Annotated in this window: 10 protein-coding genes; 5 read left to right on the top strand and 5 right to left on the bottom strand. The window is 69.8% G+C overall.

The features are described from left to right. Positions 1 to 10 precede the first annotated feature (10 nt). Positions 11 to 349, bottom strand: a complete 339-nt coding sequence (locus CYFUS_RS26360; protein WP_095987741.1) for a c-type cytochrome — start codon at positions 347 to 349, stop codon at positions 11 to 13. Positions 350 to 381: 32 nt separating this feature from the next. After that, positions 382 to 1,158: a hypothetical protein gene (locus tag CYFUS_RS26355; protein ID WP_095987740.1), complete on the bottom strand. Its 777-nt coding sequence runs from the start codon at positions 1,156 to 1,158 to the stop codon at positions 382 to 384. Between the two features lie 400 nt (positions 1,159 to 1,558). Here CYFUS_RS26355 and CYFUS_RS26350 point away from each other — a divergent pair, with 400 nt between their 5' ends. From CYFUS_RS26350 to CYFUS_RS26345, 3 genes are read left to right on the top strand one after another with little or no spacing between them, the layout of a single operon-like run. After that, positions 1,559 to 3,139 (top strand): serine/threonine protein kinase, encoded by a 1,581-nt coding sequence (locus CYFUS_RS26350; RefSeq protein ID WP_232536810.1) that lies wholly within the window; start codon positions 1,559 to 1,561, stop codon positions 3,137 to 3,139. Next, on the top strand, positions 3,112 to 3,675 hold the full coding sequence (locus CYFUS_RS52960) for a hypothetical protein (RefSeq protein WP_232536809.1): 564 nt from the start codon (positions 3,112 to 3,114) through the stop codon (positions 3,673 to 3,675). Before CYFUS_RS26350 ends, CYFUS_RS52960 begins: the two co-directional genes overlap by 28 nt. Positions 3,676 to 3,679: 4 nt before the next feature. Further along, positions 3,680 to 4,342, top strand: coding sequence for a response regulator (locus CYFUS_RS26345; RefSeq protein WP_095987739.1), 663 nt, complete (start codon positions 3,680 to 3,682; stop codon positions 4,340 to 4,342). A 6-nt stretch (positions 4,343 to 4,348) separates the two neighbouring features. On the opposite strand, the gene CYFUS_RS26340 is transcribed toward CYFUS_RS26345, so the two are convergent. The 3 genes from CYFUS_RS26340 to CYFUS_RS26330 all read right to left on the bottom strand — a co-directional run bounded on the left by CYFUS_RS26340 (position 4,349) and on the right by CYFUS_RS26330 (position 7,964). Further along, a complete protein-coding gene (locus tag CYFUS_RS26340) occupies positions 4,349 to 5,590 on the bottom strand; it encodes a cytochrome P450 (protein ID WP_095987738.1) in 1,242 nt (413 codons plus the stop codon). 281 nt (positions 5,591 to 5,871) lie between these two features. Next, positions 5,872 to 6,426 (bottom strand): hypothetical protein, encoded by a 555-nt coding sequence (locus CYFUS_RS26335; RefSeq protein ID WP_232536808.1) that lies wholly within the window; start codon positions 6,424 to 6,426, stop codon positions 5,872 to 5,874. Positions 6,427 to 6,656: 230 nt separating this feature from the next. After that, on the bottom strand, positions 6,657 to 7,964 hold the full coding sequence (locus CYFUS_RS26330) for a hypothetical protein (protein ID WP_232536807.1): 1,308 nt from the start codon (positions 7,962 to 7,964) through the stop codon (positions 6,657 to 6,659). 310 nt (positions 7,965 to 8,274) lie between these two features. Between CYFUS_RS26330 and CYFUS_RS26325 the strand changes: the two genes are divergently transcribed. Further along, a complete protein-coding gene (locus tag CYFUS_RS26325; protein WP_232536806.1) occupies positions 8,275 to 10,110 on the top strand; it encodes a trehalase family glycosidase in 1,836 nt (611 codons plus the stop codon). 126 nt (positions 10,111 to 10,236) lie between these two features. Beyond that, a complete protein-coding gene (locus CYFUS_RS26320; RefSeq protein ID WP_198316074.1) occupies positions 10,237 to 11,970 on the top strand; it encodes an ATP-binding protein in 1,734 nt (577 codons plus the stop codon). The last annotated feature ends 976 nt before the right edge of the window (positions 11,971 to 12,946 follow it).

The raw sequence follows: 12,946 nt of genomic DNA, 5'->3' as shown, positions 1-12,946 counted from the left end.
CTGGAGGCCGTCAGGGCGCGGGAGCGGAAGGGGCGGGGGATTGGGCACCGCGCAGGAAGGACAGCAAATCATCGACGTCCTTGGGCTGCAGTTGCCTCGGATCACACAACGTCTTGGGATTCACCGCCCAGGGATCCTTCACCCACTGGCGCAGCTCACTGCTCTTGTGCGAGGCCAGCCACGTGGCCAGGTTGTCCGTGGCCTTGGCCCCCGGAGAATCATTCCGGGCGGGCTGGGCCACGTGACAGTTGCTGCACGCGCTGGTGAAGACCTTCTTGCCATGGCTGGCATCTCCTGCTTTGGCAGGGAGTGCCATCAGGAGGACGAGGAGCGGGAAGGAGCGATTCATCACGGGCCTCCAGGGGAAAACCACGGGGAACTTCAGAGCTTCGTGCCTTGGGACAGATCGATGTCGTTCTTCGGCGTCGGAATCGAACTGGCGCTGCTGACCGGGCCGCAGACCTTCTGAGCGCCGCCACCACAGCCGTTGTTGATTGGAGCCACCGGGTCGGCGAACACGAGCGCGCGCACCACCGAGCGCGCCAGCACCACTTCCCCGGTGCCCCGCACCTCACCCACCGACACCACCCACACCGCGTGGTTGTTGTCGATGCGCGGATCATTCACCACGAACGCGCCCTCGTCTTCGTCGTCGTGCACGAAGACCCGGTAGGTGACGTTGCGCTGCTCGGGGAAGGACAGGTAGGGCTTGTTGTTGATGGCGCGCGTTTCCTTCGCGGCCGTGCTCACGTTGGGATCCACCGCCTGGCCTGCTCCCGGCAACAACGTATAGGGGGTGTTGGGGATGACCTCGTACCAGCTGCGCCCGGTACCCGGGAAGTTCGCCTCGTCCACCTCGCCCCGGGCGTTGTACCCCGGCTTGGAGGCCATGAGCGTGCCCAGCTTGAACATCACGTCCGTGAAGTTGGAGGCCTTCCCCTGGTAGGCGGAGTTCTCGTTACCGAAGTCGCTGTGCTTGGACAGCAGCATCGTGAGCACCTCGCGCCCCTCGGCCAGCCCCGCCTCCGCCGCGAAGAACGCCTCGCGCGAGTGCCGCTCGCGCCCCTGCAGCTCGCTCTCCTGGCTCACCACGCGCAGGCTGACCAGCGTCGCCGCCGTCACCACCGAGATCACCGCGAGTGCGATGAGCAACGTCATGCCGCGGGGGGAGCGTCGGCCTGCGCGCACCTTTTTCATCTGGGAGCCTCTCCGGCGTGGGGGGCGAGGTCCTCGGAAGGTGACGGGGGGCACACTCCGAGTTTCGCATTTCACATGCAAATACCAGCTCTTCCCATCCTCCCATCTCTTTACAGTCTGTCAAGAAGTGACTGTTCGGGATCGACCGGAAGTCTGGCCAGGCAGGCGGGGGAGGGGGAGCCCGGCAGCGCGTGCGGGGCCGGAAAATCCGCCTTCCGCCGGGTTTCGAGGAGCAAAGCACGGGCAGGCACCGGAATGACAGCGTCCAGGCGGGGGGCGCTGCGTCCTTGCTTGCCGGTGGATGAGCCGGCGTGGCACGCTCACGGCCCCCCCGACGTCCCCGCCCGCGTGAAAGGAAGGGATGAGCAGCGCCTACCGGTTGAATGGACGCATCGAGGCCGGCGAGCTCGCCGAGCTGTATGACGCCGTCCAGGAGCCCGGTGGGTCCGGGGTGGTCATCAAGCTCTTCCACCCGAAGACGTCGGATCCGCGCTACGCCACCACGCTCGCCGCGACGTACAGCGTGCTCAACCCGCTGCGCTCCGAGGGCATCGTCCACGTGCTGGACGTGGGCTTCGTGAAGAACCGGCTCGTCGTGGTGCGCGAGGCGGTGGACGGCTCCAACCTGGGCGTCGCGCTGCAGCGGCTCAACACCAAGGAGGTCCTCCTCCCGCCGGCCGTCGCGCTCAACCTCGTCATCCAGTTGCTCGAGTCGGTGGAGCGCGCCCACGCGGAGGGCATCGTCCATGGCGCCCTCACCCCGGGCAACGTGCTGCTGTCGCGCTCGGGCGCGCCCCACGTGTGCGACTTCGGAGCGCTCCACGCGCTCCTGGCGGTACCGGAGCTCAAGCGCGCCTTCGTGGGCCGCGGCCGCAGCGCCTACCGGGCGCCGGAAGTGGGGCGGGGGGGCGAGCCCGACGTGCTCTCGGATGTCTACTCCATCGGCGCCATCGCCTACGAGCTGCTCACCCTGCGCGAGGCCGTCATTCCCGAGGGGGGCATCAGCACCCGCCGCGCCGGACTGCCTCCGCCCAGCCGCCTGGATCGGCGCGTCCACGCGCGGTTGGATCCCCTCATCCTGCGCGCCCTGGAGCCCACGCCCACGCGGCGCTTCCGCTCCTGCGCCGAGTTCGCCACCGCGCTGCGCGGCTTCCTGGCCAACCAGGGTGGACTGCCCGGCACCGAGGAGCAACGCCGTTTCATGACGGAGCTGCTGCCCAACCAGGTGTCCTTCGGCGCCTCCGGCCCGGTGCCCATCACCGAGCGCTTCACCCTCACGCCCATCTCCGGCGTGACCCTGGCCCAGGTGAGCGCGGACGCCCTGGACAAGTCCGTGGTGGCGCGCCCCTCCTTCAGCCCGGCGCTCAGTGAAGCGGACACCATGGACGCGCCGCCCGCCTTCGAGGAGTACTCGGGCTCGTTCCAGAGCGGTCCCTCCCCCGCGCCGCCGGAGCCCGCCCTTCACGCCCCTCCCGTTTCCGGGCACCCCACGCTCGATCGGACGGGCTCCGCGGATACCCACATCCGCGACAGGGTGTTGATCCATCCCTCGGACGCCGAGTCCGCCGAGAGCGAGGACGACGCGCCTTCGAGCGTGGGCAGGAGCCCCCTCGGGGCCCCGGGGGATGAGGCGCCCACCTGGGTGGCTCCTCCCGGCGCCGCGCCGGTCAGGTCCCGCCGTGCGGCCGTGTCCCAGGGCTCGTCCCGGGAGGGGACGCGCACGGGCAGGAATCCCCGCCTGCGCGTGGTGGAGGACTTCACCCGGCCCGTGGCCCGGCCGGACACGGATGATCTGATCGACACCGCGCCGCTGCGCTCGCGCCCCGCGCCGGCGCGTGTCGCGGCGCCGCCCCCGAGCCCACGCCCGCGCCAGAGCCAGCGCCCCCCACGGCCACCGCCCCGGAAATGCCCGCGGTGCTCGCCGAGCGCCAGCGCATGTTGACCGAGGAGCGCAACCTCCTGGAGGACGCGTGGAGCCGGAGGCGGATGCTGGCCGTGGCCAGCGCCATCGCGCTGGTGGGCCTCGCGTGCTTCGCCCTCGGGGTGTGGAAGTTCTCCCAACCGCCCCCGGTGGACACGGATCCCAAGGTGGACGCGGTCAGCGGCGCCGTGCAGCAGTACCTCCAGGAGCCGCCGCCCGCCGTGCAGCCCATCTCCCCGCCGCCGCCCGCGCTCCCGCCTCCCGAGCCCGCCCCCGAGCCTCCCGCCGCCTCCAGCCTCGAGCCCGCTTCCGCGCCCTCCAAGGCCAACCTGGCGTGGATCACCCTCGAGGCCAACCGCCCGGCGCGCGCCTACATCGATGGCGTGCGCGTCAAGCGTCCGCTGCCCCTGGTGCACTATCCGCTCAAGCCGGGCATGCGCGAGGTCACCGTGGAGACGCTGCGCACCCCGCGTCAGCGCGAGGTGTTCAAGCTGCGCCTGGAGCGTGGCGAGCACAAGAAGGTCGAGCAGATTTTCCCCGCCCCCCGCCGTCGCTGAGGCCATGGACCGCACCCGCGTCTTCATCGTCGAGGATCAACCGACCCTCTTGCGCAACCTCCTCAAGGTGCTCGGCACCTTCGCCGAACTGGAGCTGGTGGGCAGTGCCCAGCAGGGCGAGGAGGCGGTGGAGGAGGTGGTGCGCACGCGTCCGGAGCTGGTGCTGTTGGACCTGGAGCTGCCGGACGTGCATGGCATCGAGGTCACCCGGCGGCTCAAGCGCCGCGCGCCCGAGGTGGAGGTGCTCATCCTCACCTCCTTCGAGGACGAGCAGAAGGTGTACGAGGCCATCCAGGCGGGCGCCTCGGGCTATCTCGTCAAGCGGGTGGGGCCGGAGAAGATCCGCTCGGCCATTCGCGAGGTGATGGAGGGGGGCACGGTGCTCGAGCCCCTCATCGCCAAACGCTTCTGGAACTACTTCCACTCGCTCCAGGCCCGGCCCCCCGAGCCCGAGCGGGCCCCCAACCCCTGGGGCCTGACGCCCGCGGAGTTCGAGGTGCTGCGCTACGTGGCCAAGGGCCTGTCCAACGCCGAGGTGGGCCGGGTGATGACGCTGGAGCGGCGCACGGTGCGCACGCACCTGTCCCATATCTACCGGAAGATGGGGGTGCACTCGCACGTGGAGGCGGTGGTGCTCGCCCTGCGCGCGGGGCTCGTGGAGCTGTGAGGCCCTTCACCAGCGCACGGGCAGCACATCGAAGCCGCGGAAGTTGAGGCTGTGGCACTTGAGGCGCGCGGGCCGCGTCTCGTCCAGGCGCAGCCCGGGCAGGTGCTCGAGCAGCAGGGTGATGCCGGTCTCCAGCTCGCGGCGCGCCAGGCCCGCGCCCATGCAGTGGTGCGTGCCGAAGCCGAAGGACAGGTGGCGGTGCTGGGTATGGTCCCGGGTGATGTCGAAGCGGTCCGGCTCGGGGAAGGCCCGGGGGTCGCGGTTGGCGGCGGCCATGCCCAGGAATACCACGTCGCCCGCGTGGATGAGCCGGCCACGCAGCTCCACGTCCGCGACGGCCACGCGGAAGATGAAGGGCACCGCCGGGTGGAAGCGCACGCTCTCCTCCACCGCGGCACGCACCCGCTCCGGCTCCTCGCGCAGCACCTGGAGCTGCTCGGGGTGGGTGAGCAGATCATGCACGCAGTTGCTCAGCTGATCCGTCGTGGTGGTGTGGCCAGCGAACATCAGCAGGATGGCGTTGGCCACCAGCTCGCCCGCGGTCATGTGGCCCACCTCCTCCGCCTGCACCATCATGCCGAGCGCGTCCGGAGTGGGGTGGGCGCGGCGCTGCTCGATGAGGGGCAGGAAGTACGCCTTCATCTCCATCATGGCCTGGTTGGCCCGGCGCGCCGCGCCCAGCATGCTGGCCCCCGCCGCGGGCGCGGCGAACTCCGCCAGCGTGTCCGACCAGCGCCGGAAGCGGTCACGATCCTCCGCGGGCACCCCCAGCAGCTCGGCGATCACGCGCGTGGGCAGCGGGTAGGAGATCTCCTGGGCGAGGTTCATCCCGTGCCGCTCGCGCACGCCCTCCAACAGCTCCGCCATGGTGTGGTGGATGCAGGCGCGCATCTCCTCCAGCTTCATGGGCGTGAAGCCCGCGCTCGCCTGCCGGCGCACCCGCGTGTGCTCCGGGCCCACGCGCATGGCCATCTGGTCGCGCGTGGTCTCCATGAACTCGCGGATCGTCTCCGGCTCCAGGCCCTGGATCTGGTACTCGAAGAACTTCCAGCGCTCGGCGCTCAGGCGCGGATCCCGGAAGCAGGCCATCACATCTTCGTGGCGGGTGACGACCCAGGCCTGGAGCGGCTCGGACCAGTGCACCGGCTCGTGCTCGCGCAGCTCGTGGTAGAGCGGAATGGGATTGTTCAGGTTCTGCGGACTGACCGGATTGCGGTCCATCCCCACCAAGGCGACAGTGCTCTGCATGGGCGACTCCCTCGAGGCGCGCAGCCCGGTGGAGCCGTGTGCCCGCTGGGCACGGTCACGGCCACGGACTCCGCGTGCCGGGAGCTGTCAGCAGAGGCTGTGCCAGCGTCTGTCCCAGCGCGGGAGCGCGCAGACGGACTGGAAAGATGCGAGCCGGTTCACGCTGGCCTCCCTCGCGCGTGAACCCGGGGGCAGGGCGGCTTTCGGCTCGTCAACAGTCCCGCTGGAGTAGGAAGCACCCCGAGGGTCGGACCACACCCGCCCGTCCTGGTGCGCGAGGACTAGCAGGTGGTATCGCGCACCAGACGCAGGTGGGACTTCTTGCCGCGCGGGGACGAGGCGGCGGAGCGTGCGTGCGCCGAGCGGCCCGGCGACGGGCGCTGGGCGTACTCCGGGGCGTGTCGCTCCGGCACGAACGGGTCCGCCGGTCCGCGCAGCCCCGAGCGCAGGAAGACCAGGAAGAGCACCGGCAGCAGCAGGGACACGAGCACCAGGGGCAGGAAGGCGCTGGTGAAGAGCTGATCGAGCGCGGGCGCGGGATCCGGCATGACGAGCAGGGCGGTGAGCAGCAGCCACCACAGGCCGCACCCCAGCAGGCCCAGGCCACCCACCCACAGCTTCACCCGCGACCAGAACGTGCGCTGATCGGGAAAGGCGAGCAGCTTGCCCGCCTCCGGCTCTCGCCGCAGGGGCCTGGCCTCCTGGGAGCGTGCCAGCCGCCAGGTGCCTTCCGTCGCCCCCGCGCTCCGGCCCGAGCGGACCGCGCTCCGGTGGCGCCAGCGCATCACCAGCGCCGACGACAGCAGCACGTAGGCCACGAACACCGGGGGCCCCATCCCGAACGCGTCCCCGGCGCCATGGAGCATCGCCGCGCAGCCAAGGCCCGACAACAAACGCCCGAGGACAGGAGAGGAGGGAAACACCGGCATTCCCCAACGGTAGCAGACATGCCGACCATCTCCAGTTTGCCGCCCCCGGGGGATGCGGGAAGGTGGACGTTCGCGCGGGAGGTTTCCGCTGGGAGTGAAGCGGGTTCAACCCCGCTCCTCTTCCTTCCGTGGGCCGCTCAGGGGAGGGGGCTCACGATGGGGTCGGGCATCACCCAGAGCGCGGAGGGATCGGTATAGGCCTGGTCGAAGGCGTAGAGGATGCCCGACCAGCGATCCCAGAAGACGGACCAGCTGTACTCGGTGGGCGGCGAGGTGAGCAGGTTGCCGTCGCGATCCGGCTGGCTGTAGGCGTAGTCGGCATAGGTCCACTCCTGGGTGCCGAAGTCCGTCTTGAGCAGGGGCGTGAGGGCTTGCAGCAGGGCGGAGCGGGACACCTCGCCCGGCAGGACTTGCGCCGGGGCGAAGACGGGCTGCGCCATGTCATGCTGCTCGCGCCAGGCCACGTAGTTGTTGCCCACGGCGATGAGCGCGTCGCGCCAGGCGGGCGTGGACGCGTGGCGGGCCTCCTCGTAGAGCGCGAAGGCCGCCACGAGCAGGCTCTTCCAGCTCATCGCCGGCAGCACTTCCTCCAGCCGGTGGGGCCGGGGCGTGTCGTGGGCGTGTGCGAGGGCGTACGCGTAGGCCAGCCGCGCCTCGGACTCCACGGCCCCCGCGAGCTGGAACTCCGCCAGCACGCGCTCCGACGTCACCTCGCCCGTGAGGCCCCGGCGCCAGTCCAGGAACAGCCGCGCCGAGCCGCCAATGTCCGTGAAGATGGCCAGGTTGCCCTCGTGGAGCACCCGCTCGAGGGAGAGGGCCAGCGCCTCCGCCTTGTCGAGCGGATGGACGCCCGGCGCGCTCCAGTAGAGCGCGGCGAGGCGCGAGGAGGTGGTGAGCAGCGTGCGGACATCCAGCAGCGCCGCGCCGTTGAGGGACGTGGTGAGCGAGGCGACGGACGTGGCCGCGTCGATGCTCAGCCCCTGGAGGACGAGCTCCAGGGAGAGCTGCTCCAGGGTGGCCAGCACCGTGCCCGTGATGCCCGCGCGGGTGAGCGATTGCAGGACCGAGAACGCGGGCTCGCCCCGGGCGGTGGTGATGATCTTCCGCGCGAGCGCGGCGGAGAGCATGCCCTGGCCTCCCGTGCGCGAGGCATGGGGCGCGAAGACGAACCAGTTGGGCCGCACGAGGCTGCTGCCGCCCGGCTGGAGCGTGGGATCCAGCAGCCCGCCCAGCTCATAGGCGATCTCGATGTAACCCAGGGTGATGCGGCGGTTGTCGTCGAGCGGGGTGGGCTCGGCTTCGGCGTGGGCGCGCGGAAGCAGGACCAGGGAGGCCAGCACCAGGGCGGCGGGGGCCCAGGTGGACACGGTGCGACGAAGAGGGTGGTTCACGGCGATGCGCTCCAAGGTGGGCGGGCGGGGTGGGGCGGCGCGCAAGATACTCATCGCCTCCCACCCGCCAAGCCGTACCCCCTCCAGCCGTGAAGAATTTTGGGAATCAAATATCATTTTTGAGTGCAAACATTCTTGCTTGGTAGGAATTGCGGCGCCCCGGTGGTGGACGGTCTGTCTGGTATTGGGAGATGTCGAGGAGTCGTGTACCTTGCCACGGCGTATTTCCTGCCGAAGGTCGAACGTGCCCCACCGGACGCCGTCTCTCCCTGCTCCTTCCGCTCCTCTTCTCCCGACTGCTCACACGCCGCCCGGCGCCGCCATCCGCGCCCCGGAGTCCGCCCCCGCGTCCGTCGCGAACGTGGTGTCGGCGCCCCTGCCTGTCGCCACGGCCTCGGCGCGTCTGGCTTTCGAGCTGTTGATGGCCCTGGATCTCGATGGGGATGGGCGGCTCACGCAGCGCGATGCCGGCCTGGCGCGCGAGGCGGGGCTGCGCTTCGCGGTGGATCTGGAGCTGGGCCCGGGCGTGCGGCTGGAGCTGGCCGGCGCGGAGCGGCTGGCGCACGCCGCGGACGTGCTCGCCGAGGCGGTGCTCGAGGGGCGGGGGGACGAGCCCGGACTGCCCCTGGAGCGCCTGCTGGAGTCGCGCACCACGGCGATGCGCAAGTTGCTGGACCGGGGCTGGGAGGGGCTCGTGCGCCGCTCGGACCGGGCCGTGGATTTGAAGAAGGCCCTCGAGGTGATGCCCGTGAAGGATCCCCAGGGCCGCGCGCGCGTGTACGTGCCCGCGCGCGACCGCCAGGCGCTCAAGAAGCTGCGCGCCGAGGCCCGCCGCGTGGGCGGCCTGGAGACGGTGCCGCTGCACAAGCCCCGCGGCGCCGAGGACTGGCGCACCCTCATGCGCGAGCCGGGCATGCTCTACCTGCCCAAGCCCTACATCGTCCCGGGCGGCCGCTTCGTGCAGATGTTCGGCTGGGACAGCTACTTCAATGCCCGGGGCGCCCTGTCCTCCGGCCGCGTCGAGCTCGCCCGGGACATGCTCGAGAACCAGCTCTACGAGATCGAGCACTACGGGAAGATTCCCAACTCCAACCTCAGCTACCACCTGTCACGCACCCAGCCGCCGCTCATGCCCCGGCTGGCGTTGGAGGTGAACGCGGCGCGCTCGGATCGGCGGCTGCTCAAGCGCGTGGCCCGCGTGGCCGAGATGGAGTGGGAGGAAGTCTTCCGCACCGGACCCCGCGCCACGCCTGGCGGCCTGTCGCGCTACCTGGACGACGCCGAGGGGCCCGACGCCGAGGACCTGTCCGCCTTCTACGACGGCGCGCGGCCGGACGACGCCGAGTTCCACCGCCATGACCGGGCCATCCGCGAGAGCGGCTGGGACATGTGCCACCGCTTCGCCACCGCCACCCACCACCACGAGCCGGTGTGTCTCAACTCGCTCCTGTTCCAGTACGAGATGGACCTGGCGGCGGTGTGGCGGCGGCTCGAGGGAGAGGGCAGCTCGCGCGCGGCCCGCTTCACCCGGGCGGCCCGGGCCCGGGCGCGCACCATGCGCGCGCGCTTCTGGGACGCCGAGCGGGGCCTCTTCTTCGACCATGACTTCGTGGCCGGACAGCGCTCCACCTACGAGAGCCTCGCCACCTTCTATCCGCTGTGGACGGGCTGGGCCTCGCGCGAGGAGGCCGCCAGCGTGGCCGCCGCGCTCCCTCGCTTCCTGCACGACGGCGGATTGACCTCGAGCACCCGCGCCTCGCGCGAGGCCGTCGGGGGCGAGGACCTCCAGTGGGACTGGCCCTTTGGCTGGGCGCCGCACCAGGTCATCGCCGTGGAGGGCCTGCGCCGCTACGGCTTCCACGCCGAGGCCGACGCGGTGGCCTACCGCTGGCTGTCCATGGTGCTGGACATCGCCGGGGGCCACAACGGCCTCGTCAAGGAGAAGTACGACGTGGTGCGCTGCTCGGCCGAGGTCCCCGTCGAGTACGGCAACCAGGGCGCCGACCGCGGCGCGCTCCTCACGTCCCGGAGCGAGCGCACCCTGGGCTTCGCCTGGACGAATGCCTCGGTGCTCCTGCTGCTCGGCGGCCTGTCGCCCGGGCTGCGCGAGGCGCTCGACGCCGGCATCCCCGCCGACCGGGTGCTCGGGCCGCGGGACCTGGTGGGCTCCAGAGGCCCCCGCGGCAAGCGCGCCGCCTGAGCCTCCCGCCCACCTCCTGGAGAAATTCAGCGGCCGGATTGACCCCCTGGTGGGTAGAGGTTGACCCATCCGTTGTTCTAGAGGATGGTCGAGCCCGCGAACGGACACGAGCGGGTGAGCGGACGGATGGAACGGCCCGAGAATCCCGGCACTCCGGGTGAAGAGGTGCCAGAGGAGGCACAGCGGGACGGGGCGCCCACGGCGGAGCAATCGCTGCGGGCGAGCAACCTGCTGTTGCACGCGCTCACGGAGGTGCAGACGGAGTTCATCCAGGGCCACGACACGCACCAGCTCTTCGACAAGCTGTTGTCGGTGCTGCTCAAGCTCACGCACAGCGAGTACGGCTTCATTGGCGAGGTGCTGTTCACGCCCGAGGGCACGCCCTTCCTGCGCACGCGTGCCGTGGCCCACGTGGAGTGGACGGACACGCTGCGCGAGTTCTACCGCCGCGAGGTGTCCACGGGGCTGGAGTTCCCCCACCTGCAGAAGCTCTTCGGCGCCGTCATGGTGAGTGGCCGGCCGGTGCTGGACAACGCGCCGTGCCGGGAGGAGTTCGACACGCGGCTCGAGGGCCACCCGCCGCTGAGCAGCTTCCTGGGGCTGCCCTTCCACTCGCCCACGGAGATGGTGGGCATGGTGGGGCTGGCCAACCGGGCGGGGGGCTTCGACACCGGGGTCATCACCTTCCTGCGGCCCGTGCTGGCCACGTGCTGCGCCATCCTCCAGGGCCTGCGCAACGAGCAGCGGCGCCGACGGGCCGAGGACGCGCAACGGCGCTCGGCGGAGAGCTTCCGCCTGCTCATCGAGCGCTCGCCGGACGCCATCTTCATCCACCGCCGCGGCACGCTGCTCTTCGCCAACTCGGCCGCGGTGCGGCTCTTGGGGTACACGAGCGGCGAGCAGCTGCGGGGCCGCGAACTCGAGACGTTCGTGCTGGCCGGGGGCGAGGTGATGCTGCGCGAGTCCCCCGGGAGCAGTGGGCTGCTCGAGGTGCGCTTCCGCCACCGTCAGGGCCACGAGGTGGTGGGCGAGGTGGTGACGTTGTCGCTCGTGTTCGACGGGCGGCCCGCGGAGGTGTGCATCGCGCGCGACATGACCGAGCGCCGCCAGGTGCAGCAGAAGCTGCGCGCCACCGAGCGCATGGTGTCGCTGGGCACGCTGGCGGCGGGCGTGGCGCATGAAATCAACAATCCCTTGTCCTATCTGCTGAGCAACCTGCACTTCGTGGAGGACGAGCTGTCGGCCATGGCCGAGGCGGGCGAGCCACTGGGGAGCGAGCGGGGAGGGGAGTTGCGCGAGGCGCTCAAGGAGGCGCTGTCGGGCAGCCATCGGGTGCGCGACATCGTGAGGGACTTGAAGACGTTCTCGCGCGACACCGAGGATCAACGCGGCTGGGTGGACGTGCGGGGCGTGCTCGACTCGTGCGTGAACATCGCCTGGAGTGAGATTCGCCACCGGGCGCGGCTGGAGAAGGACTACGGCGAGGTGCCACCGGTGGAGGCCAACGAGTCCCGGCTGGCGCAGATCTTCCTCAACCTGCTCGTCAACGCGGCGCAGGCGATTCCGCACGGGGATCTGCGGGCGAATGAGATCCGCATCTCCACGTACCACGAGGGCGAGGAGGTGGTGGTGTCGGTGAAGGACACGGGGGCGGGCATCTCCGAGGAGAACCTCCGCCGGCTGTTCGAGCCGTTCTTCACGACCAAGCCGGTGGGCGTGGGCACGGGACTGGGATTGTCCATCTGCCATGGCATCGTCACGGGCATGGGCGGACGCATCACCGTGGACAGCACGCTGGGCCAGGGCACCACGTTCCGGGTATTCCTGCCCATCAAGCGCCCCGTGGGCGTGTCCGCGTAGGGCCGCGGGGTTTCTCCTTCGCCGGCCGCGAAATGGTGATAGATGCCAAGGCCCATGCCCATTTCCAGGCTAATCATTGCTGGCTTCGCCTTACTGTTGCTCTCCTGCGGCAGTACTCGCCATGCTGAACCTTCACACGCCGAGGAACTCACCGGATTCGTGCTCATCATCGAGGAGGCATCGGATGGTCAGGTTCACCACTCCTGGCAACGCGCTGCCGGGTTCGACCTGTCGGGGTATGGCAGTCTCTCCAGTCATGGGAGCACGAGCGGACGCACATTGTTCTGATAAGTGTTTGGAAGAGTATATGGTTTGCCTCAGGCTGCAAGAGCTGAATGCCTTGGAGTTTTCCGCCGCGAGTGGCGCGGCCGAATGGTTGAAACGGAACCGAAAGGAACTCCTTGTCGGAACGATCGTCATCATCGCAGGTGTTGCTTTCGTCACTCTCTCGGCCGGCGCTGGTCTAGTGATTCTGGCGCCTGTGGTCCTCGTGGCGGGTTGAAAAAGGATGCCCATCTCACGACACGCTGGAGCACACACATGAATTCCGAGCCACTCATGCTTACCCTGCGCCTTCTCCACGATGGAGATCGTCGTGCCACCACTTTGAGCAACACGAGGCGCTCAAGAGCTCGAGGATCGCGCTTTATTTCATCCTGGAGCGGAACGAGGCAGGGGAGTTCGAGGAGTACCTCAAGAATTTCAATACGGGCCCTTTGACTCCGGTTCTCTCCTTCCCGACGAAGGAAGAGGCCGACGCATGGCTTGAGTCCCACCCCGCACCACCTCACGGAGCGTACATTGGGGTAGGGAAGTTGCTCTATCACCTCGCATACGCCCGCGAACTCAAGCACCGGAAGTTGCTCCCTCTTCCCACCCGGGAAGAGTGGGCACGGATGGCGGAGGAGCCCGAGGAAGAAGAGGCTGAGGAGGAATCTAATCATCCCCCTCCAAAACTCGGCACGGAGTTCCACCT

It is taken from the genome of Cystobacter fuscus (assembly GCF_002305875.1).
Classification (GTDB): Bacteria; Myxococcota; Myxococcia; order Myxococcales; family Myxococcaceae; genus Cystobacter; species Cystobacter fuscus_A.
Note: the sequence above shows the minus strand (reverse complement) of the source record. Positions and strands in the feature narration are given on the sequence as shown.